Annotated in this window: 21 protein-coding genes, 1 tRNA gene and 1 other RNA gene; 21 read left to right on the forward strand and 2 right to left on the reverse strand. The window is 50.2% G+C overall.

The features are described 5' to 3' along the window. Window positions 1–3: 3 nt before the first annotated feature. The 13 genes from Q320_RS0100215 (at window position 4) to Q320_RS0100275 (ending at window position 12,453) form a co-directional block, all read left to right on the forward strand. Window positions 4–1,908 (forward strand): TonB-dependent receptor domain-containing protein, encoded by a 1,905-nt coding sequence (locus tag Q320_RS0100215; RefSeq protein ID WP_051534337.1) that lies wholly within the window; start codon window positions 4–6, stop codon window positions 1,906–1,908. Between the two features lie 12 nt (window positions 1,909–1,920). Then, a complete protein-coding gene (gene cbiB / locus Q320_RS0100220) occupies window positions 1,921–2,868 on the forward strand; it encodes an adenosylcobinamide-phosphate synthase CbiB (protein WP_245590941.1) in 948 nt (315 codons plus the stop codon). Beyond that, window positions 2,865–3,905 (forward strand): threonine-phosphate decarboxylase CobD, encoded by a 1,041-nt coding sequence (gene cobD, locus Q320_RS0100225; protein WP_051534338.1) that lies wholly within the window; start codon window positions 2,865–2,867, stop codon window positions 3,903–3,905. Before cbiB ends, cobD begins: the two co-directional genes overlap by 4 nt. 17 nt (window positions 3,906–3,922) lie before the next feature. After that, window positions 3,923–4,711 (forward strand): ABC transporter substrate-binding protein, encoded by a 789-nt coding sequence (locus tag Q320_RS0100230; RefSeq protein WP_027467319.1) that lies wholly within the window; start codon window positions 3,923–3,925, stop codon window positions 4,709–4,711. A gap of 34 nt (window positions 4,712–4,745) precedes the next feature. Next, entirely contained in the window at window positions 4,746–5,348 is a 603-nt protein-coding gene (gene cobO, locus Q320_RS0100235; RefSeq protein ID WP_027467320.1) for a cob(I)yrinic acid a,c-diamide adenosyltransferase, read from the forward strand. A 69-nt stretch (window positions 5,349–5,417) separates the two neighbouring features. Beyond that, window positions 5,418–5,491: non-coding RNA, sX9 sRNA (locus tag Q320_RS21125), on the forward strand. A gap of 49 nt (window positions 5,492–5,540) precedes the next feature. Next, a complete protein-coding gene (locus Q320_RS0100240; protein WP_027467321.1) occupies window positions 5,541–5,987 on the forward strand; it encodes a YiiD C-terminal domain-containing protein in 447 nt (148 codons plus the stop codon). A gap of 22 nt (window positions 5,988–6,009) precedes the next feature. Further along, complete coding sequence (locus tag Q320_RS0100245; protein ID WP_156938941.1) at window positions 6,010–6,465, forward strand: hypothetical protein; 456 nt, start codon at window positions 6,010–6,012, stop codon at window positions 6,463–6,465. 16 nt (window positions 6,466–6,481) lie between these two features. Further along, the gene (locus Q320_RS0100250) at window positions 6,482–7,780 is read left to right on the forward strand and encodes a cobyrinic acid a,c-diamide synthase CobB (RefSeq protein ID WP_084282220.1); all 1,299 of its coding nucleotides are present in this window, start codon (window positions 6,482–6,484) and stop codon (window positions 7,778–7,780) included. Between the two features lie 229 nt (window positions 7,781–8,009). Continuing rightward, window positions 8,010–8,885 carry a cobalamin-binding protein gene (locus tag Q320_RS0100260; RefSeq protein ID WP_027467325.1) on the forward strand — a complete coding sequence of 292 codons (876 nt, stop codon included), beginning with the start codon at window positions 8,010–8,012 and terminating at the stop codon, window positions 8,883–8,885. Between the two features lie 246 nt (window positions 8,886–9,131). Beyond that, a complete protein-coding gene (locus tag Q320_RS0100265) occupies window positions 9,132–10,115 on the forward strand; it encodes a FecCD family ABC transporter permease (RefSeq protein WP_051534339.1) in 984 nt (327 codons plus the stop codon). Beyond that, window positions 10,115–10,924, forward strand: a complete 810-nt coding sequence (locus Q320_RS0100270) for an ABC transporter ATP-binding protein (protein ID WP_035851541.1) — start codon at window positions 10,115–10,117, stop codon at window positions 10,922–10,924. Before Q320_RS0100265 ends, Q320_RS0100270 begins: the two co-directional genes overlap by 1 nt. Window positions 10,925–10,995: 71 nt before the next feature. Beyond that, a complete protein-coding gene (locus tag Q320_RS0100275; protein WP_027467328.1) occupies window positions 10,996–12,453 on the forward strand; it encodes a cobyric acid synthase in 1,458 nt (485 codons plus the stop codon). Window positions 12,454–12,569: 116 nt separating this feature from the next. Here Q320_RS0100275 and Q320_RS0100280 read toward each other — a convergent pair. Then, a tRNA-Thr gene (locus tag Q320_RS0100280) sits at window positions 12,570–12,645 on the reverse strand. Between the two features lie 432 nt (window positions 12,646–13,077). On the opposite strand from Q320_RS0100280, the gene Q320_RS0100285 reads away from it, so the two are divergent. Then, entirely contained in the window at window positions 13,078–13,503 is a 426-nt protein-coding gene (locus Q320_RS0100285) for a ProQ/FINO family protein (protein ID WP_027467329.1), read from the forward strand. Window positions 13,504–13,585: 82 nt separating this feature from the next. On the opposite strand, the gene Q320_RS0100290 is transcribed toward Q320_RS0100285, so the two are convergent. Further along, window positions 13,586–14,566, reverse strand: coding sequence for a malate dehydrogenase (locus Q320_RS0100290; protein ID WP_027467330.1), 981 nt, complete (start codon window positions 14,564–14,566; stop codon window positions 13,586–13,588). Window positions 14,567–14,897: 331 nt separating this feature from the next. Between Q320_RS0100290 and Q320_RS17840 the strand changes: the two genes are divergently transcribed. From Q320_RS17840 to gltA, 7 genes are all read left to right on the forward strand, one after another. After that, complete coding sequence (locus tag Q320_RS17840; protein WP_051534340.1) at window positions 14,898–15,617, forward strand: GntR family transcriptional regulator; 720 nt, start codon at window positions 14,898–14,900, stop codon at window positions 15,615–15,617. A gap of 90 nt (window positions 15,618–15,707) precedes the next feature. Beyond that, window positions 15,708–16,082 (forward strand): succinate dehydrogenase, cytochrome b556 subunit, encoded by a 375-nt coding sequence (gene sdhC / locus Q320_RS0100300; protein ID WP_027467331.1) that lies wholly within the window; start codon window positions 15,708–15,710, stop codon window positions 16,080–16,082. After that, window positions 16,076–16,426, forward strand: coding sequence for a succinate dehydrogenase, hydrophobic membrane anchor protein (gene sdhD, locus Q320_RS0100305; protein WP_027467332.1), 351 nt, complete (start codon window positions 16,076–16,078; stop codon window positions 16,424–16,426). The genes sdhC and sdhD overlap by 7 nt, the downstream gene beginning before the upstream one ends. Continuing rightward, complete coding sequence (gene sdhA / locus Q320_RS0100310; RefSeq protein ID WP_051534341.1) at window positions 16,423–18,216, forward strand: succinate dehydrogenase flavoprotein subunit; 1,794 nt, start codon at window positions 16,423–16,425, stop codon at window positions 18,214–18,216. Before sdhD ends, sdhA begins: the two co-directional genes overlap by 4 nt. A 9-nt stretch (window positions 18,217–18,225) precedes the next feature. Then, complete coding sequence (locus Q320_RS0100315) at window positions 18,226–18,939, forward strand: succinate dehydrogenase iron-sulfur subunit (RefSeq protein ID WP_027467334.1); 714 nt, start codon at window positions 18,226–18,228, stop codon at window positions 18,937–18,939. 65 nt (window positions 18,940–19,004) lie between these two features. Continuing rightward, window positions 19,005–19,253: an FAD assembly factor SdhE gene (locus Q320_RS0100320; RefSeq protein WP_027467335.1), complete on the forward strand. Its 249-nt coding sequence runs from the start codon at window positions 19,005–19,007 to the stop codon at window positions 19,251–19,253. A 35-nt stretch (window positions 19,254–19,288) separates the two neighbouring features. After that, complete coding sequence (gltA, locus tag Q320_RS0100325; RefSeq protein WP_027467336.1) at window positions 19,289–20,575, forward strand: citrate synthase; 1,287 nt, start codon at window positions 19,289–19,291, stop codon at window positions 20,573–20,575. Window positions 20,576–20,628: the final 53 nt, after the last annotated feature.

Below are 20,628 nucleotides of genomic sequence, written 5' to 3' on the forward strand. Positions count from 1 at the left end.
ACGATGTCGACTTTTTCTGCGCGGTTTCCAGCTTTATTGCAATACACAACGGGTGTATTGCCGGAGATCCCAATGAATACCTGTTTTACCAAATCATACCTACTAGTTTTATCTGCATTGGCAACGATGCCAGCGCTGGCCGCAGTGACTCAACTCGAAGAGGTTGTCGTGACTGCGTCACGCATCGCTCAACCTGCACGCGAAGTGATTGGCGACGTAACAGTGATTGATCGCGAAACCATCGCAGCGCAAGGTAATGCAACTTTGCCTGAGCTTTTGTCGCGCCAACCGGGTATTCAAGTCAGCAGCAATGGTGGTGCAGGTAAAACCGCTGCCGTGTTTATCCGTGGTGCTAATCCACAACAAACCATCGTCTTGATCGACGGTATTCGTTATGGCTCGGCCACAGCGGGCGCAGCGGCATTGCAACATTTGCCATTGGCACTGATTGATCGGATTGAAATTCTGCGCGGCCCAGCGGGTAGTTTGTATGGCGCGGATGCGATTGGCGGCGTGATTCAGGTTTTCACCAAACGCGGCGGTAAAGATTTCGCACCGATCGTAAGCGTGGGCTACGGTACTGAAAATTCATTAGAAGCCAGCGCGAGTGTTAGTGGCTCGGTCGGCAATACGTCGTATGCATTGGGTGTGGCGCATAGCCAAACTGACGGCATCAGCGCTTTAGCGGGTCCAAAATTCGAAAAGCTTAGCGGTGATGACGATGGCTACGAAAACACCAGTGTCTCTTTGTCGGCCAGCCACAAATTCGACGAAAACCATGAAATTGGCGGTAGCTTGTTGCACGCTTGGGTAGAAAACCAATACGACAACGCGTTCGCGACCAAAGTTTACGATTACCGCGATAGCGGCACCAATGGCAGCGCTACCATCTGGAGCAAAAATCGTTTCACAAGCAACTGGACTAGCAAATTGCAAGCCGGTATCAGCGTTGACGATAGCGATAACTACTCACCAGCAACGGCCTACTCGCCAGAAGTATCACAGTTCAAAACCAAGCAATCGCAATTGAGCTGGCAAAATGACATCAAAGTAGGCCCCGGTGTGTTGAGTGTGGGTGCGGAAACTTTAGAGCAAAAAGTATCAGGCACAACGAAGTACGACGAAGATCAACGTCGTATTAATAGTTTCTTCGGTGGCTACTTGGCGCATTTGGGCGCGGCAACGTTGCAAGTTAATTTGCGCAATGATGACAATTCGCAATTTGGCAATCACACCAATGGCAGCATTGGCGCGGCTTACCAAGTGACCGATGCGGTGCAAGTTGGTGCCAGCTATGGCACAGGCTTTAGAGCACCGACGTTTAATGAGTTGTATTACCCAGGCTTTGGCAACAAAAACCTTCAAGCTGAAGAGTCTAAAAACAGCGAAGGTTTTATTCGTTTCCAACAAAATGGCCTACAAGCTGGCGCAACGGTATTTCACAACAAAGTCACTGATTTGCTGCAATACAATTCAGCAACCTACAGCACTGGCAATATCGGTAAGGCAACGTTGCAAGGCGTGACTTTGACCTTGGATTTGCAAGCGCAATCAGGTTTGATCGGCGGCGCAAGCTTTGATTATCTCGATGCCAGTGATGACAAAACGAACAAGCAGTTAGTTCGCCGTGCAAAACAAACGGGCTTGGCGTATGTGGGCTGGATGCAATCGGCTTGGTCTGCACGTGCTGAAGTACAAGGCGTGGGCAATCGTTTTGATGATGCGGCCAATAAAGTACCTTTGGCTGGCTACGCTTTGGTGAATTTAAGCGCGCAATATCAGCTGACTAAAGATTGGGCCTTGCGTGCGCGAGTGAATAATCTGTTCGATGCGAAATACGAAACAGCGAAAAACTACGGCACTTTGGGTACGAATGGCATGTTGTCGGTGTCTTGGCAGCCAAAGTAAGCTGACGCTGCCGTGTTCTTGCTCAATCACTTCTGGCTTTTTTATGCAGCGCTTGCGCTGGGTTTGTTGCTGGAAGTAGTTTGGGGCGAGCCACGGCGCTGGCATCCGCTGGTCGGTTTTGGCCGATTGGCGAATGCGATTGAACAGCGAATGAATAAAAAAACAATGGGTATTGCTGCGGGGACATTTTCTGCCATTGTCTTGGTGGCAATACCCATTATTATTTTCTTGGCTTTAAAATGGATTTTACGCGATTGGGCATGGTTACTCGATGCTTGGGCATTGTGGTTTGCGCTGGGCGCGAAAAGCCTATTTGCGCATGTGCGTGCGATTAGCACGCCGCTGCTGGCTGGGGATTTACCCGAGGCGCGGCAACAATTGCAATGGATCGTCAGCCGCGATTGCGCGCAACTCTCTGAAACTGAAGTCGCCAAAGGCGCAATCGAATCGAATTTAGAAAATGGCGCGGATGCAATTTTTGCGACGCTGTTTTGGTTTGCACTGTTCGGCGGCGCGGGCGCGCTGTTGCATAGATTGGCCAATACGCTAGATGCGATGTGGGGCTATCGCACACCGCGCTTCAATGAATTTGGCCGCTGTGCGGCGCGTTTGGATGATGTGCTCAATTTTTTACCAGCGCGATTGGTTGCTGTGTCGTACGCGCTGTTGGGGAATACACAATTAGCGATCAAAGCTTGGCGCACGCAAGCGCGGCTTTGGGATAGCCCCAATGCAGGCCCCGTGATGGCCGCTGGCGCGGGCGCGCTGGGCTTAACTTTGGGTGGCAATGCGATCTATCACGGCCAAGTTGAAGTGCGCACGCCGCTGGGTTTTGGTCCGGCACCACAAGCGAGCGATATCGCGCGCAGCCTTGTGTTGGTACAAAAAACACTGGCTCTGTGGTTGCTGTGCTTGTTAGTCTTGCCGCTGTTAATCTGGCTGTGCAAGGTTTGGATATGAATAACAATTTGAATTTCAAGATCAATGCGGCGCCACGCCACGGCGGCAATTTACAAACCATCATGGCGAACTTTGGCGGCACGCGCGCCGATTGGCTCGATGTTTCAACAGGCATCGCACCGTACGCCTATCCTTTGCCTGCCATGCCTTTGCACGTGATGCAGAATTTGCCGCATCCGACGGCTGAATTTCTTACTGTGGCGGCGCGTTATTACGGTAGCGATCAATTGCTGCCCGTCGCAGGTTCGCAAGCGGCAATTTGTGCGCTGCCCACGCTGCGCGCGCCGTGCAAAGTCGGCGTGCTGCGTGCGTCTTATGCTGAGCACGCTTGGCGCTGGCAGCAAGCAGGGCATACGCTCGTTTCCTTGACGGTGGCTGACGTGTTTGCGGCGGTAGACTATTTAGACGTACTGATTTTAGTGAACCCCAACAATCCCGATGGCCATCGCTGGTCGCGCCAGCAATTGCTTGAGCTGCATACCAAATTGGCGGCGCGTGGTGGCTGGCTGATTATTGATGAAGCGTTTATTGATGTTGAGCCGACAGACGGCCTGTGCGCGGATGCAGGTTTGGCTGGCTTGATTGTGCTGCGCTCGGTGGGGAAATTTTTTGCTTTGGCTGGCGTGCGGCTAGGGTTTGTTTTTGCCAGCCGCGAGCTGCGCCAGCGCCTTGAGCGCATCATCGGCCCGTGGACGGTGAGCGGCCCTGCACTATGGGCGGGTGAAATGGCGCTGGCCGATACCGTATGGCACAGTGAGCAGCAAAAACGGTTGGCGCAAGATGCGCTGTGGTTGACGTCTTTATTGAGCGAAGTCGGCCTCGCGCCGACTGGCATTCATCCCTTAATGCAATTTTGTCCAACGACACAAATCGATCAATGGGGGTATGCACTTGCAAGTCATGAAATTTATGGCCGCCCATTCAATACCCAAGATATAGGTATTGATGCTATTCGCTTTGGCGCAGTGGCGCTTACGCAGCGAGATGAGTTTGCCAAACGACTACGCAGCGCGGCGCGAGATATCGCGACTGATTAAAGATTGAAAGGATATTCATGCAAGGCCCACAAAGAATTGCCTGTTTAAGTAGCGAAACCGTCGAAGTGCTGTATGCCTTGGGGCAAGAACACCGCATCGCAGGGATCTCGGCGTTTTCGCGCCATCCAGCGGGCGTCACTAAAAATCATCCGATTATTTGTGGTTTTTCCAGTGCCAAAGTCGAGAAAATTTTTGCCGTAAAGCCGGATTTGATTCTGGCGTATTCCAGCTTGCAAGGCGAAATGGTTAAGGAGTGCGTACTGGCAGGTTTTGAAGTGATGTTTTTTAATCAGAAATCCATCGCTGGCATTTTGAATATGATACGTACTTTGGGCTTGCTGCTTGATTGCACTGAGCGCGCCAATGCGCTGATTACAGAGCTGCAAGCGCATATCGATGCCGCTCGGCTAGAGGCGGCAAACTACGTGCGGCGGCCGAAAGTGTATTTCGAAGAATGGCATACGCCGCTATATACCGGCATTCGCTGGGTGTCGGAGTTGATTGAAATTGCCGGTGGTGAAGATGTGTTTGATGCCGTGTCACACGCGGTCAAAGCCAAAGATCGCAGCGTGACGCCCGAGCAAGTGATCAACGCAGCGCCTGATTTAATTATCGGTAGTTGGTGCGGACAAGCTTTTGAGCCAGAAACCGTTAAAGCGCGAGAAGGTTGGCAGAGCATTCCAGCCATTTGCAATCAACAAGTCTTCGAAATCGCCAGCGAAGATCTGCTCGTTCCCGGCATCACCGCCATTACACGCGGTTTGCCGCTGATTCAGGCGCATATTCGCAAGCTGGCAGCGGTTTAACTGCCTGTTAATTTTAAAATTTGGAGACATACAAATGACACAAGACCTAGCCAAAAACGAGCGCCATGCAGCGCGGATGGCGCGTAAAAAAGCCATTATCGACGCCCACATCGCTGAGGCAAATATTGATACGGGCATCATGATTTTGCTGACGGGCAATGGCAAAGGGAAATCATCGTCAGCATTTGGTATGGTCGCGCGCAGCATCGGCCACGGACTCAAAGTCGGCGTCGTACAATTTATCAAAAACCGTACCGATACCGGCGAAGAAGCCTTGCTCGGTAAACATTGCGAATGGCATGTGATGGGCGATGGGTTTACGTGGGAAACGCAAAATTTCGAAGCCGATAAAGCGCGTTCCGCCGAGGCATGGGCGATGGCGGCGAAAATGCTGAACGACCCAAGCTACGATGTGGTCGTGCTTGATGAGCTGACGTATTGCCTGTCTTACGGCTATTTGGACAAAGAAATCGTGTTGCGTGATCTGGAATCGCGCCCAGAAATGCAGCACGTCGTCGTCACCGGCCGCGCCGCGATTACTGAGTTGCACGAGATTGCCGATACGGTGACGGTGCTGGCTGATGAAAAACATGCGTATAAATCGGGCATCAAGGCGCAGAAAGGATTGGAGTGGTGAGAACGGTTTTAAAAGTGCTGCGCATCCCGTGATCATGATTCGGGCGGTACTCGACGGCGATGAAGCCTCATGTACCACAGTACATTCCGGTTCCTGCGTTCCGGCCGCACCATGCTGACGGGCGCTCGCTACTTTTAAAATCCGTTCTGTACTTCAGAGTAGCTGATCTGTACATATCGCAGGATGAATGAAATGGATGAATTGGCAAAGCTACTGGAAAAAACACTGCACGAAGAAATCCCGCTGACGCGTGACATTGGTATTGAAGTCGCCCATGCAACGCCGCAACGGGTGCGATTAAACGCGCCGTTGTCGCCCAATATCAACCACAAATGCACCGCATTTGGCGGCAGTTTGTACGCCGTTGCAGTGTTGGCGGGCTGGAGTATGGTGTTTACACGACTGCACGCAGCAGGCATTCATGCGCATATTGTGATTCAGGATGCGAAAATCGAGTATCTGCTACCTGTCGTTGAAACCATCAACGCGCGCTGTGAGTTAAGCGAAGATGCCGAGTTTGATCGCTGTATGAAGCTATTTAGCCGCAAAAGGCGAGGGCGAATTGCGCTGGATGTTGAAATCATCACGCAGCAAGGCGTGGCGGTGAAGTTTTGTGGGAATTATGTGATTCATACTTAATTAGATTAGTTAAAAGGGTTATATGGAGCCTCATTGGACAGCATATGTTTCAGCTTTATCTGTGCCCGTAATTGGATTGTTTGCTGCTTCTATTGCGTATCGCCAGTGGCGTACTGCGCAAAATAAATTGAAGTACGATTTATTTGATAAAAGATTCAAAGTTTATCGGCAGTGCTGTGCTTTTGTTTCTTCGGTAGTTAGTAATGGCGAAGTGCTGGAGGAGGTACGTATCAATTTTATGCGTGAGACTCTTGAAGCTAGGTGGCTTTTTGATAAAGACTTAGATCGTTATTTGATTGATGAAATACATGGGAAGGCTGTTGAATTACAAGTGCTTGAAGCCATGTTTGACGCAGACTTGGCTAGAGATGAACGTAATGAAAATTTAGCACAACAATCAAATATTAAGCGCTGGTTTAATAATCAATTCACGGTGTTAGAGTCTCGATTTGAGAAATACCTAAATCTGAAGCATTGAGCATTAGGATAATAAAATGATGGGAATTGCCTCAGTTCTTTTAATCGCCGCCCCCTCATCAGGCTCAGGAAAAACCACCATCACCGCAGGTTTGGCTTGGCTGTATCTCCGTCAAGGCTTGCGTGTCAAAGTCTTTAAATGTGGGCCAGATTTTCTTGATCCGCTGATGCTGGGTTTTGCCAGTGGTGCGCCCGTTGATAATTTGGATTTATGGCTGGTGGGTGAGGACGTGTGTCGCCAAATGCTCGCTACCGCCGCGCGTGATTTTGATGTCATTTTGATCGAATCGGTGATGGGTCTGTTTGATGGTGAACCCTCAACGGCCGATTTAGCGGTGAAATTTGGCTTGCCTGTGTTGGCGGTGATTGATGCGGGCGCGATGGCGCAAACTTTTGGTGCGCTCGCGTTTGGCCTTGCGCATTACCGTGCGGAACTGCCGTTTTTTGGTGTGCTGGCGAATAAAGTCGCAGGCGATCGACACGCGCAGATGTTGCAAGAGTCAGCCCCTGCTGAACACTGGCAAGGTTGGGTTGGTAAAGTTGATCCATTGCCTGAGCGGCATTTGGGTTTGGCGCTGCCTGAAGAAATCCCTGATTTGGCAGAAAAACTCGATGCGCTGGCGGATGTGTTAGCCAAGGAGCCGATAGGCAATCATCAAAACTTGCCGCAAATTGAATTTGCCCCGCCAGTTGCCAGCGAAATCGCGCCTTTGCTGGCTGGCAAACGAATTGCGATTGCGTGTGATGCGGCGTTTTGCTTTATTTATCCGGCTAATTTGACGTGTTTGCGTGAACTGGGTGCTGAATTGATATTTTTCTCACCGCTGGCGCATGAGTCCTTGCCGGACTGCGACGCGGTTTGGTTGGTAGGAGGTTATCCCGAGCTGCACGCCGATCAGCTTGCCGCACACGCAACGATACGCGCTGAACTGGCGCAGCATTTGGCGGATGGCAAACCGATTTGGGCAGAGTGCGGCGGGATGATTGCTTTGTGCGAATCGCTCACTTTGACCGATGGTGTCGTGCAGGCGATGTGGGGTGTATTCCCCGCGCAAGTGACAATGCAAAAACGCTTGGCAGCGCTCGGGCCACAAAGTTTTGACTTCGGATCCAGCCGGGCGGGCGAGCTGCGTGGGCATACTTTTCATTATTCAACGCTGGTTACGCAAAGCGAGCCTATAGGGTATGGCTCGCCATGCCGCTTAGGATCAAGCGGTGAAGCTATATACCGGCAGGGTAGTTTGCAAGCCTCTTATTTGCATGCGTGGTTTATGAGTAATCCTGCTGCAACGGCGGCCTTGTTTGGCGGGGTTTAAAGAAAAAACGAGATCACGAAAGGCACGAAAGAAAGGCAAAAAACACGAACAAAAGCAGATTAAGAAAGGATTTTTGGATTCGTGTGTTGTTGAGGCTTATCTAGTCAGGTTTATGCCCAGTTTATGTGTTTTGAATCGGTTTTTTTTCGTACCTTTCGCACCCCAAGGGTATTTCCTGCGGGGCATGTTTTTCGTGGACTCAATTTTCGCAGTTTTAAGGAATCATTGAATGTTAGGTTTTAAGTTGGCGGTAGTGGTTTTGGCGTTGGGTTTGAGCGCTGTGGTTGGTGCTACGGTGAGTGTGAAGGACGATGTGGGCGCAACGGTGACATTGCTGCAGCCTGCTAAACGCATCATTAGCCTAGCGCCGCATGTGACCGAGGATTTGTTTGCGATTGGCGCGGGTGATTTGATTGTCGGTACGGTCAATTACAGTGATTATCCATCAGCGGCGAATCAAATCGAGCGCATTGGCGGTTATAACGGTTTTGATTTGGAGCGAATTCGCGCACTTAAGCCTGATTTAATCATCGGCTGGGCGACGGGCAATCCGCAGCGGCAATTGGATCAAATCAAAACTTTGGGTATCCCGATGTTTTTGACTTTTTCCAAAAAAATGAGCGATGTACCCGGTGTGTTAGAGCGCCTTGGCGAATTGACAGCGCAGCCTGCGGGCGCGGCTAAAGCGGCAAAGCAGTACCGCGAGCAGTTAGCAATATTAGAAAAAACCTACGCAGGCCGCAAGCCGGTGCGGGTGTTTTATCAAATCTGGGATAGACCCCTGATGACGATTAATAACACGCAAATTATTTCTGACGTAATGCGCACGTGTGGTGCGGTGAATGTGTTTGGCACGCTGCCCGATTTAACGCCGAAAGTGGATGTTGAAGCGGTGCTGGCGGCGAATCCCGATGCGATTATGACCAGCGGCGAGCCTGGCGTGAAAAGCGATGCATTGGCGAGCTGGCAGCGCTGGAAAAATCTATCAGCCACAAAAAACAATAATTTTTATCTATTGCCCAAAGACAGTGTGAATCGCATGGGACCACGCTTGGTCGACGGCGCACGCGCGATGTGCGAAGCAGTAGAAAAAGCCCGCCGTTGATTTTTTTTAAGGTCAAAACCTTGGATCACAAAAGGCACACCGCAGAGCAAACCCAAGTCTTGAAACACGGAGAACACAGAGAAGACGGAGTTTTACGGAGAAAAACCGGGGTTTTCTCCGCGTGCCTCTGTGTCCTCTGTGGTTCAAGGTTTAGGTTTTAAGTCGCCAGCTGAAACGTAATTAGGCTCTATTTTGCTTTTTATTTGTGTATTTCGTGATCCTGTTTGTTAAATAAATGGAAATGTTATGACGCTATCTCGGCTTACGCCGCAAAAAGCGCTGGCTACTTTGGCTGTGTTGTTGCTCGTGCTGTTGTGTGCGGTGTTGACTAGTCTGTGCGTTGGAAGTACGTCGCTTAGGCCTTGGCAGCTTTGGAATGGTAGCCCTGAAGCGGCGCTGGCGCGTGACGTGGTGTTGGAATTGCGCTTGCCGCGCACGCTGGCGGCATTGGCGGTGGGTGGCTTATTGGCATTGGCAGGTACTTTGCAGCAAGTGCTGCTGCGTAATCCGTTGGCTGATCCGTATATCTTGGGTACTTCTGGCGGAGCCAGTGTGGGTGCGCTGTTGGCGCTATTACTGGGGGTGGGTACTTTGGGCGTCAATGCAGCGGCGGGAGCGGGCGCTTTGTGCAGTATTTTGATCGTGTTTTTGCTGGCAGGGCGCGATCATTCGGCGACGCAAACGCGTTTGCTGTTGACTGGTGTTGCACTGGCGGCATTTGCGGGTGCGTTGTCGTCTTTATTGCTGAGCATGGCGCCCGATGGCTTGCTGCGCGGCATGGTGTTTTGGTTGATGGGTGATTTGGCGGGCGCACATTGGCAGTCGGCTGCCGTGGTTTTGGTGGGTTTGCTTTTGCTGATTTGGCCTTTGGCGCGTGAGCTCAATATTATGGGGATGGCTGCAGAATCGGCGCATTCGCTGGGTTTGAATCACCGTGTGCTGCGTTGGGTGCTGTATTTTGCTTCGGCCTTAGCCAGCGCTTTGGCGGTGACGACGGCAGGGATGATTGGCTTTGTGGGTCTGATTGTGCCGCATGCTTTGCGGCTAATGCTGGGGCAAGATTTGCGCTTGTTGTTGCCTGCCGCGGCTTTGGCTGGCGGGATTGTGTTGCTGCTGGCCGATATCATTGCGCGTACTTTGATTGCACCACAGCAGTTGCCAGTCGGTGTCGTTATGGCATTGCTGGGCGTGCCAGCATTTTTGTATTTGCTTAGTAAAAGGGCGCGTTGATGTCGCAATTATCAATAAACCCACAATCCACTGCGGCACCGCAGCTGAGTTTGAAAAACTTCAGCATTGCTCAAGGCGAGCGGGTGCTGGTGAAGGACTTAAATTGGTCAATTGGCGCAGGTGAAGTGTGTTTGGTGCTCGGTGAAAATGGTTGCGGCAAAAGCACTTTGCTCTCGGCGATGGCAGGTTGGCATCAGCCCGTGCTTGGTGAGTTGATGTTGCAACAGCGTGCATGGCGCAGCTGGCCAAGCCGCCAACGCGCGCAAATGCTGGCATGGCAAACGCAGCACGATGAATGCCCGTTTCCGTTGACGGTATTGGAAAAAGTACTGACGGGTCGCCACCCGCATTTATCCCGATTTGAATGGGAAAGCGCGGAGGATGTCGCGCTGGCGCGGCAGCAATTGGCGCGCGTGGATTTGGCGCATTTAGAAAGTCGAGATTTAGCGACTTTATCGGGCGGCGAGCGCCGCCGCGTGGCGTTGGCAACTGCGTTGACGCAGCAAGCGCCCGTGCTCTTGCTGGACGAACCGCTATCGCAACTTGATGTACGGCATCAGCAGCAAGCTTTGCAGGTGCTGGCCGAGGAGGTTGCTGCAGGGCGTTCGGTAGTGATGGTGAGTCACGATCCAAATCACGCGCAGCGCTTTACCGCAGAATCTTGCCGCGTTCTACTGCTGTTTGGTGATGGCCGCTATTTGGCGGGGGCAAGTCGTGACGTATTGACTGCGGAGAATCTCACTGCGCTTTATCACTATCCCGTGCGCGAAGTGAATGTGGATGGTCTTCCGTGGTATATCCCTGCGTAGCTTATTAAATAATGGCTAGAAGCCAATACATATCCGCATCATCAACTTATAAATCTGAATGAGTCGCAAACATGCCCACTCTAATGATTCAAGGCTGCACGTCTGATGCAGGTAAATCGACTTTAACTGCAGCTTTGTGCCGCTTGCTACATCGGCGCGGTATTTCGGTGGCACCGTTTAAACCGCAAAATATGGCGCTCAATTCGGCGGTGACGCAAGACGGTGGCGAAATTGGCCGCGCGCAGGCGGTGCAAGCGTTTGCTTGTGGCCTCACGCCGCATACCGATATGAATCCGGTGTTGCTCAAACCATCCAGCGATTGCCGCGCGCAAGTGATTATTCAGGGTAAATCGATTGGTAATTTGGATGCGGTTGATTATCACGCCTACAAAAAAACCGCCAAAGCGGCGGTGTTTGAATCGTGGCAACGTTTGGCGACGCAGTACGATTGGGTGCTCGTCGAAGGGGCGGGCAGTCCCGCCGAAGTGAATTTGCGCAAGGGCGATATTGCTAATATGGGCTTTGCCGAAGAGGCTGATTGCCCGGTGTGGCTGGTGGGCGATATTGATCGCGGTGGCGTGTTTGCGCACTTTATCGGCACGCTGGCGTGCTTGAGCGAATCAGAGCAGGCGCGGGTTAAAGGTTTTATCATTAATCGTTTTCGCGGCGATATTGCGCTACTGCAGCCTGGTTGTGATTGGCTGGAAGCGCAAACGGGCAAGCCAGTGCTGGCTGTTGTGCCGTATTTGCATGGGCTGGATATTGCCGCTGAAGACGCCGTGCCGCGCGCCGCCAGTGGCGTGGATGGCGATTTTAAGATCGTTATTGCCACGCTGCCGCATATTTCCAATCACACCGATTTTGATCCGCTGCGGCGGATTGTGGGCGTGAATTGCCTCTTTGCGCATCCGCATCAGCCATTGCCTAGCTGCGACTTGCTCATTTTGCCTGGCAGTAAAAACACGCAAGGCGATTTGGCATGGCTGCGCGAGCAGGGCTGGGACGCGCAAATTGCGCAGCATCTACGTTACGGCGGTAAATTACTGGGGGTTTGTGGCGGCTATCAAATGCTGGGCGAAGAGATATTCGATAGTGAGGGTATTGAGTCACAGCAATCATCCAGTAAGGGATTGGCTTATATACCTATGGTGACGCGTTTAGAGCCAGAAAAGCAGCTGCGCAATGTGGTCGGTCAGTTTATTGCTGGCGGCGCGCCTGTGGTGGGTTATGAAATTCATTTGGGGCAAAGTGAAATTCATGGCGCTGAATTTGCACCGTTATTTCAATTGGCCGATGGGCGCTGCGATGGCGTGGTGTCGCCTGATGGGCAAATCATCGGCACCTACTTGCATGGCCTATTCGATCAGCCAGAAGCTTTGGCGCAGTTAATGCAATGGGCTGGGTGGCACGGCGCAGGAGTGGGGCTGCCGGATGCCGATGAAATCCTAAATCGCGAGATCGACCGCCTTAGTGATGCGCTGGATGCTGCAATGGATTGGGAAAAGGCGAGCGCGGCGGGCTGGCTTTAATCAAAATTTGCAGGTGCTGCGCGAGTCATTGCCTCGTGTAGCCCTTATTTAGCTGGATTAATTTGATGTAAAAAAGCAAAAAGCCCTGATTTCTCAGGGCTTTTTGCATAATAAGATGGTGCCGATGGCAGGAATCGAACTCGCGACCCCCTGATTACAAGTCAGGTGCTCTACCAACTGAGCTACATCGGCAACAGGCGTGCATAATACCTAGCAACTGCGCGGGTTGCAAGGGTTTTTTTCGCTGAAATCAGATATTTTTAGGTGTCTTGTATTTTGCCTTGATTTCAAAGAGAAAATACTTGAGGTATTGCAGGTGGTGGGGAGTCTGCATGCAGCATGCTATGAGGATTGGCTGTTGCTAGAGATTGTGTTTTTTTGCTGAAATGAGGGCTTTTATTTGTTTGGCGGTCTTTTTTGAGGCTGTTGGGCGGGTAGGTTTGGCCTGAGTCGTGACGATTAATGAAACAAAATTTTATTTTTACTTGTTGCCTTGGCTTGCAGGGACGGGTTTGCGTTTTATTTTTTGATGAAATCAGTGATTTTTATACTTATATCAGCAAGGATGCGTGCTGGTCTGATAAAATCGACCTCTAGTATTTCATACCGTATTAAGGAAGTTTGATGACGACCGCTGATTTGCAGCCTGCTTCACCGATAAGTGCCCCGGCATTGTTGAGAGAATTACAAAAAAATAACCCAGTGTTTCGGGATTGCTTGCCGCTGGCGATTGGGATTGATAAGCAGTTGTTTGCCGCCAGACCAGAGCTAAGCCATCGTGTGTTGCGCCAAGCCTTGGCGATGCACACTCGCTCGCTGCGCTATATGAAAGCGATGCAGGTCGCTAAAATGCGATTCAATTTGGATGGTAGTCCAGCTGATGAAGTGACGGAAGAGCAGCGCGTGTTTGCAGCCAATAGTCTGCACGAATACTTTAAGAAGGCTGCAGTTCAGCGTAAAGAGAAAGAGGCGGCAGAGGCTGCGAAAATCGCTGAAGAGCAAAAGCTTGAAAAGCTGAATCAACTGGCGGCGAAGTTCGCGCGCGGTTAATTTTAGCTCAGCATTGATTTTGCTTTGATCGATAATAAAAAAGCCCACTACGATGTAGTGGGCTTTTTCGTGTTCGCTTTAATTAAGCAAGCAAGTGTTTTACTGCATCACGTTCTTCAGACAATTCTTTGGCCGTTGCGTCCATGCGTGAGCGGCTAAATTCGCTGATTTCCAAGCCGTTAACGATGTTGTATTTGCCATCTTTGCAGGTTACTGGGAAGCCGTAGATCAAATCATCGTAGCCATATTCGCCGTTCGCAGGAACGCCCATGGTCACCCAGTCGCCTTCCGGTGTGCCCAATACCCAGTTACGGATATGGTCGATGGCGGCGTTGGCAGCAGAAGCTGCTGATGACAAGCCGCGTGCTTTAATGATCGCTGCGCCGCGTTGTTGTACGGTAGGGATGAATTCAGCTTCTAACCATTTTTGATCGTTGATCAAAGTCGCTGCATTCGCGCCTTTAACTTCGGCGTGGAATACATCTGGATATTGAGTTGCTGAGTGATTGCCCCAGATGATCATTTTTTTCACGTCGTTGATCGTAGTACCAGTTTTTTGGGCAACTTGCGTCATCGCACGGTTGTGATCCAAGCGCATCATCGCAGTGAAATTGGCTGGATTGAGATCCGGAGCGTTTTTCATTGCGATGTAAGCGTTAGTGTTTGCTGGGTTGCCAACCACCAATACTTTAACGTCACGGCTAGCCACTTCGTTCAACGCACGACCTTGTGCAGTGAAAATAGCGCCATTGGCTTCGAGCAAATCTTTGCGTTCCATGCCTGGGCCACGTGGACGTGCGCCAACTAGCAAAGCAATATCCACATCTTTAAATGCTACTTTTGGATCGTCGCTTTGGATGATGCCTTGCAAGAGTGGGAATGCGCAGTCATCCAATTCCATTACAACGCCGTTCAGCGCTGGTAATGATGGTGTGATGTCAAGCAGTTGCAAAATGACAGGTTGGTCTGCGCCAAGCATCGCGCCAGAGGCAATACGGAACAATAAGCTGTAGCCAATTTGACCGGCAGCGCCAGTAACGGCAACGCGAATAGGTTGTTTCATCGAGCACACTCCAAGTTAGTGGCGATTGATCGCCATCAAGCAAATAATCTTTTTTACTTTATTAAGAAGTACAAAAGTTTTATAGCAAGGCGTCGAAGTCACAGGCAGTACATGTAGTACGGCAAGGCAAGACAACGATGCAAGAAAGCTTTTGCGTAACTACTTATTGCGGTTAAAGCGTCATTTTTCGATGCTTTACCGACTAATTTTATCACGATGGCGCTAGGGTGCGTAGTGCGTTGGCAAAAACAAAATTGAGAGTTATATCTTTTGTCTTATATAAGACTGTAGTAGACTCCGCTTCGACAACATGATAAAAAGACAAGGTTTAATGAAAAAGCTAGCGGCACAGCCTTTATATAAGCAAGTTATCCGTGAAGTGATGACCGCTGTAGAGGCGGGCGAATGGCACGATGACGAAAATCTACCCAGTGAAGTTGAGTTGGGGGTTCGCTTCGGCGTAAGCCAAGGGACGGTGCGTAAGGCGCTAGATTCTTTAGTCAACGAAGGCGTTTTATATCGCCGCCAAGGTGTAGGTACTTTTGTAGCTGGAATGAATGATTTTCTCGCGCGCGGGCTTTTTCAGCCTTTAACGGGCGAAGATGGCTTAACACCAAAAATCGAATTACTCGGCTGCGTGCGGATTCATGCGGGTGAGCAATTAGCAGATATTTTAGGTTTACGCCGTGGTGCGGCACTGTGGCAAGTACGGCGTTTGTTGCGTGTGGCGGGCAATGTGATTGGTTTGGAAGAAATGCTCTTGCCTGAGGCAGGCTTTCCCAATTTAGACATTCGGCGAATTCGGGAATTAAAAGGTAATCTGCGTGAGTTATGCTGGCGAGATTTTGGAATTCGCTTGCGAGATGGTGAAGTTAGGTACCGCGCGGTGGCGGCAAGCCAGAGCGAAGCCAGATTGCTGATGGTGGATTTGAATGAGCCACTGTTGCAGTTGGTGCGTTTAGCGCGAGATTTCGAAGGCAAGCCGCAGGTGTGGAGTGTGGCTTGGTTAAAAACCGATACTTTGGCGTTTGAACCCGCACCTTTTGCGTGATTTTAATTTAAAAACGGTTAGTGGCATTTGGCATTAATCAAACACCGCAAAGTTTTCGGACTTTGCTTACTTACCAGAGGAAATGAGCGCATGCAAAAAGCACGCCCAAAGCATCTGAACTTAGCGGTCATCAAGTTTCCGTTGCCCGCTATTGTTTCAGGTTTGCACCGCATTAGTGGTGCACTGTTGGCTTTATCAATCCCTTTTATGCTGTACGCCTTAGAAGGGTCCTTATCGAGTGCAGAGCGCTTTGCTGCATTCAAAGACTGTATCGCTCATCCCGTGGTTAAATTATTTTTACTTGGCGTGCTGTGGGCTTATTTGCATCACGCCTGTGCGGGGACACGCTTTTTGTTTTTAGATATTCATAAAGGCTTGGATTTAAAAACTGCACGCCTTACTTCTTATTTGGTATTGGCAGTGAGCTTGAGCTTGACCGTTGTTATTGGAGCGATCACATGGTAAATCGTCATGTTGTAGGCGCGCACTACGGTTTGCGTGATTGGCTGGTTCAGCGCGTGACTGCGGTCATTATGTTGGCTTACACCTTGGGTGTTGTGGCATTTATTCTTTTCGCCAACGGTGCTTCGTTTGAAGCTTGGCAAGCCTTGTTCGCCTGTACTTGGGTGAAGATTGTTACGACGATTACGATTTTTGCTTTGCTTTGGCATGCTTGGGTTGGTATTCGCGACATCTGGATGGATTACGTTCAGCATATCGGCGTAAAGCTGACCTTGCACGTGCTGACGCTGCTTTGGCTGATTGGCAGCTTGATTTACATGATTAAAGTTGTATGGGGTGTTTTATGAGCCAAGAATCTACTAAACGTCCGATTCCAGTTCGCAAGTTTGACGCGTTAATCGTCGGAGCGGGTGGTGCGGGTTTACGCGCTGCATTGCAATTGTCAGAAGCTGGCGTAAAAACCGCAGTATTGTCTAAAGTTTTCCCAACGCGCTCGCACACGGTTGCCGCACAAGGTGGCGTTTCAGCTTCATTGGGTAATTCTGAGCCAGATCATTGGACTTGGCATATGTACGACACCGTAAAAGGTTCGGACTGGCTGGGTGATCAAGACGCAATCGAATTTATGTGCCGTGAAGCGCCAAAAGTGGTCGTTGAGCTTGAGCATTTCGGCATGCCGTTTGACCGCAATGCGGATGGCACGATTTATCAGCGCCCATTCGGCGGCCATATGAGTAACTTCGGCGAAAAACCAGTTCGCCGCGCCTGTGCTGCCGCTGACCGTACCGGTCATGCGATGTTGCACGCTTTGTATCAACGTAACGTTCGCGCCAATACCCAATTCTTCGTTGAATGGATGGCGCTGGATATGATCCGTGATGAAAACGGTGTCGTACAAGGCGTTGTGGCGATGGAGATGGAAACATCTGAAATCGTGATTTTCCAAGCTAAAGCAACGCTGTTTGCTACTGGCGGTGCTGGGCGTATTTATTCGTCTTCAACCAATGCCTTTATTAATACGGGCGATGGTTTGGGCATGGCGGCGCGCGCGGGTGTGCCGTTGGAAGATATGGAATTCTGGCAGTTCCACCCAACGGGTGTGGCGGGTGCGGGTGTATTGATTACTGAAGGCGTACGTGGTGAGGGCGGTATTTTACGCAACGCCGATGGCGAACGCTTTATGGAGCGTTACGCGCCAAACGCCAAAGATCTCGCTTCACGCGACGTGGTGTCACGCGCGATGGTGACTGAGATTAACGAAGGCCGTGGCTGTGGCCCGAATAAAGATCACGTTTTGCTGGATATTACGCATTTAGATCCAGAAGTGATTATGTCGAAATTGCCAGGTATTCGCGAAATTTCGATTAAATTTGCGGGCGTTGATCCAATCAAAGCGCCGATTCCAGTTGTGCCAACTTGCCATTATCAAATGGGCGGTATTCCGACCAATTACAAAGGTGAAGTGGTAGTGGGCGACGCCACCGTGCCAGGTTTCTATGCTGCCGGTGAATGCGCTTGCGCTTCGGTACACGGCGCAAATCGCTTGGGTACTAATTCTTTGCTCGATTTGCTGGTGTTTGGTAAATCGTCGGGCAATTCGATGATTGATTACATCAAGTCACATCATGAATCCTTCCCAGAAATCACGATGAAAGACGTTGAGCGTTCGGTTGCGCGTGTGGCGCGTTTGGACAATCAAACCAATGGCACCAATGTCAACGAAGCGCGTTTGGCAATGCAGCGTACGATGCAAGCGCATGCTGGCGTATTCCGCTTTAAAGACATGCTTAAAGAAGGCGTGAAGAAGATTCTCGAAGTCGAAACAATGGTGAAAACCATCATGATCGCCGACAAATCGAAAACCTTTAACACCGCTCGCCTTGAAGCACTTGAGCTGGAAAATCTGATTGAAGTGGCCAAAGCGACAATGATTTCTGCCGAAGCGCGCAAAGAATCTCGTGGTGCACACGTTCGTGACGATGCGCTCGACGTGCCAGAAACGCCGAATGGTCGTGACGATGCAAACTGGTTGAAACACACCTTGTGGTATCGCGAAGACAATCGTCTTGAATACAAACCTGTCAATCTACAGCCACTGACCGCGCCGTCAGTTGCGCTGAAGACTCGCTCGTACTAAGGGGCCGTTATGACTACCCAATCCGTCAAATTCCGCGTTTATCGTTACGATCCAGATAAAGACGCTAAGCCTTACATGCAAGACATCAGTGTTGATGTCGATACCACGACTGAGCGTAAACTGCTCGATGCGCTGGTGAAACTCAAAGTCGTTGATGAATCTTTGTCATTCCGCCGTTCATGCCGTGAAGGTGTGTGTGGTTCGGATGCGATGAATATCAACGGCAAAAATGGTCTGGCCTGTATTACTGATATCGATACGCTCAAACAGCCTATCGAAGTGCGTCCATTGCCAGGTTTGCCAGTGATTCGTGACTTGATCGTCGATATGACGCAGTTTTTCAAGCAATATCACTCGATCAAACCATACGTGATTAACGACAGTCCAGCGCCCGATCGTGAACGCCTGCAAAGCCAAGAAGATCGTAAAGAACTTGATGGCTTGTATGAGTGTATTCTGTGCGCTTGCTGTTCGACCTCTTGCCCATCGTTCTGGTGGAATCCGGATAAATTCGTGGGGCCTGCTGGTTTGCTCGCAGCGTATCGCTTTATTGCCGATACTCGTGATGAAGCCACCAGCGCACGTTTGGATAACCTCGAAGATCCATACCGTTTGTTCCGTTGCCATAGCATCATGAACTGCGTTGACGTTTGTCCGAAAGAGCTGAATCCGACCAAAGCAATTGGTAAGATTAAAGACTTGATGGTAAAACGCATTAGTTAGAGGTATTGAGCTGTAGGCATTTATGGTCAATGCCTGCAGTCAAATACCCATAGAAAGGGATTAAGATGGATGAAGTAGAACTCAAGCGGATTATCTGGCGCTCACGTCGTGGATTGTTGGAATTGGATTTGCAATTAGAGCGTTTTGTAGCCGATGTTCTACCCACTTTGTCTGAGTCTGAGCTGGCGGTGTACGAGCAAGTTTTGATGCTGCCAGACTGGGATTTTTTAGAGTATGTCAACGGTAAGTCGGTGTGTCCCGATGCACAGCTTGCCGTAATCATAGAGCGCATCAGCGCCGCAAACAGTAAATAATGGCTTACGCCGAATTGTTTAACAGGAGTCTATAGATGGATAAGAAAGTCACGCTGACGTATAACGACGGACAAAATACCCTCGATTTCCCAATCTTAGAGAGCACTTTGGGTCCTGACGTTGTCGATATCCGTAAATTTTCGCAAACGGGCATGTTTACATTTGACCCAGGCTTTTTGGCAACATCAAGCTGCGAATCAAAAATCACTTTTATCGATGGCGACTTGGGCCAGTTGTACTACCGTGGCTATCCAATCGAGCAGCTTGCTGAGGATTCTGATTACCTCGAAGTTTGCTACTTGTTGATTAATGGCGAATTGCCAAACGCAGCGCAAAAAACTGAGTTTGAAACGACCGTCATGAGTCACACGATGATTCACGACCAATTGACTCGCTTCTTTAACGGCTTCCGCCGTGATGCGCATCCAATGGCGATGATGGTTGGTGTGGTTGGCGCATTGTCAGCGTTCTACCAAGACAGTTTGGATATTAACGATCCAGAACATCGCAAAGTGGCGATTTTCCGTTTGATTTCAAAAATCCCAACGATCGCGGCGATGTGCTACCGCTACAACCAAGGCTTGCCATTCGTTTACCCACGTAACGATTTGAGCTACACGGCGAACTTTATGCACATGATGTTCTCTACGCCTTGCGAAGAATACAAACCAAATCCAGTATTGGTTCGTGCGCTGGACGTAATTTTCACCTTGCACGCTGATCACGAACAAAACGCGTCGACTTCGACCGTTCGTTTGGCTGGCTCGTCAGGTGCGAATCCATTTGCTTGTATCGCAGCGGGTATCGCTTGTCTGTGGGGTCCATCGCACGGTGGCGCTAACGAAGCCGTATTGGTGATGTTGGATGAAATCGGTTCAGTTGAAAACGTACCGGCCTTTATGGACGGCGTGAAAGCGAAAACGCATAAATTGATGGGCTTTGGTCACCGTGTTTACAAAAACACGGATCCACGCGCCAATGTAATGCGTCGCATTTGCCACGAAGTTTTGAATGAAATGGGTCTACAAAACGATCCTAAATTCAAATTGGCAATGGAATTGGAAAAAATCGCGCTGGAAGATCCGTACTTCATCGAGCGTAAATTGTATCCAAACGTTGATTTCTACTCAGGCATCGTGCAATCGGCCTTGGGCATCCCAGTACCGATGTTTACGGTGATTTTTGCTTTGGCGCGTACGGTTGGTTGGATTAGCCATTGGAATGAAATGATTTCTGATCCAGGCATGAAAATCGGTCGTCCTCGCCAGCAGTACACTGGCGCAGAAAAACGCGATTACGTAGCAATGGACAAACGCGGCTAAGACCCCGTTCCTGCGCCCTTATGTGACAACATAAGGGCGTAGCTGCATTGACC

Origin of the sequence: Deefgea rivuli DSM 18356 (assembly GCF_000620145.1) — a bacterium.
Taxonomy (GTDB): domain Bacteria; phylum Pseudomonadota; class Gammaproteobacteria; order Burkholderiales; family Chitinibacteraceae; genus Deefgea; species Deefgea rivuli.

Bases quoted from the DNA above. Each gene is read 5' to 3' on its own strand.
- Q320_RS0100285 (WP_027467329.1), top strand. From the start codon at position 13,078: ATGACGACCGCTGATTTGCAGCCTGCTTCACCGATAAGTGCCCCGGCA.
- gltA (WP_027467336.1), top strand. From the start codon at position 19,289: ATGGATAAGAAAGTCACGCTGACGTATAACGACGGACAAAATACCCTC.
- sdhD (WP_027467332.1), top strand. From the start codon at position 16,076: ATGGTAAATCGTCATGTTGTAGGCGCGCACTACGGTTTGCGTGATTGG.
- sdhA (WP_051534341.1), top strand. From the start codon at position 16,423: ATGAGCCAAGAATCTACTAAACGTCCGATTCCAGTTCGCAAGTTTGAC.
- Q320_RS0100315 (WP_027467334.1), top strand. From the start codon at position 18,226: ATGACTACCCAATCCGTCAAATTCCGCGTTTATCGTTACGATCCAGAT.
- Q320_RS0100265 (WP_051534339.1), top strand. From the start codon at position 9,132: ATGACGCTATCTCGGCTTACGCCGCAAAAAGCGCTGGCTACTTTGGCT.
- sdhC (WP_027467331.1), top strand. From the start codon at position 15,708: ATGCAAAAAGCACGCCCAAAGCATCTGAACTTAGCGGTCATCAAGTTT.
- Q320_RS17840 (WP_051534340.1), top strand. From the start codon at position 14,898: ATGAAAAAGCTAGCGGCACAGCCTTTATATAAGCAAGTTATCCGTGAA.
- Q320_RS0100245 (WP_156938941.1), top strand. From the start codon at position 6,010: ATGGAGCCTCATTGGACAGCATATGTTTCAGCTTTATCTGTGCCCGTA.
- Q320_RS0100215 (WP_051534337.1), top strand. From the start codon at position 4: ATGTCGACTTTTTCTGCGCGGTTTCCAGCTTTATTGCAATACACAACG.
- Q320_RS0100260 (WP_027467325.1), top strand. From the start codon at position 8,010: ATGTTAGGTTTTAAGTTGGCGGTAGTGGTTTTGGCGTTGGGTTTGAGC.
- Q320_RS0100230 (WP_027467319.1), top strand. From the start codon at position 3,923: ATGCAAGGCCCACAAAGAATTGCCTGTTTAAGTAGCGAAACCGTCGAA.
- Q320_RS0100290 (WP_027467330.1), bottom strand. From the start codon at position 14,566: ATGAAACAACCTATTCGCGTTGCCGTTACTGGCGCTGCCGGTCAAATT.
- cobO (WP_027467320.1), top strand. From the start codon at position 4,746: ATGACACAAGACCTAGCCAAAAACGAGCGCCATGCAGCGCGGATGGCG.
- Q320_RS0100240 (WP_027467321.1), top strand. From the start codon at position 5,541: ATGGATGAATTGGCAAAGCTACTGGAAAAAACACTGCACGAAGAAATC.
- Q320_RS0100270 (WP_035851541.1), top strand. From the start codon at position 10,115: ATGTCGCAATTATCAATAAACCCACAATCCACTGCGGCACCGCAGCTG.
- Q320_RS0100250 (WP_084282220.1), top strand. From the start codon at position 6,482: ATGATGGGAATTGCCTCAGTTCTTTTAATCGCCGCCCCCTCATCAGGC.
- Q320_RS0100320 (WP_027467335.1), top strand. From the start codon at position 19,005: ATGGATGAAGTAGAACTCAAGCGGATTATCTGGCGCTCACGTCGTGGA.
- Q320_RS0100275 (WP_027467328.1), top strand. From the start codon at position 10,996: ATGCCCACTCTAATGATTCAAGGCTGCACGTCTGATGCAGGTAAATCG.
- cobD (WP_051534338.1), top strand. From the start codon at position 2,865: ATGAATAACAATTTGAATTTCAAGATCAATGCGGCGCCACGCCACGGC.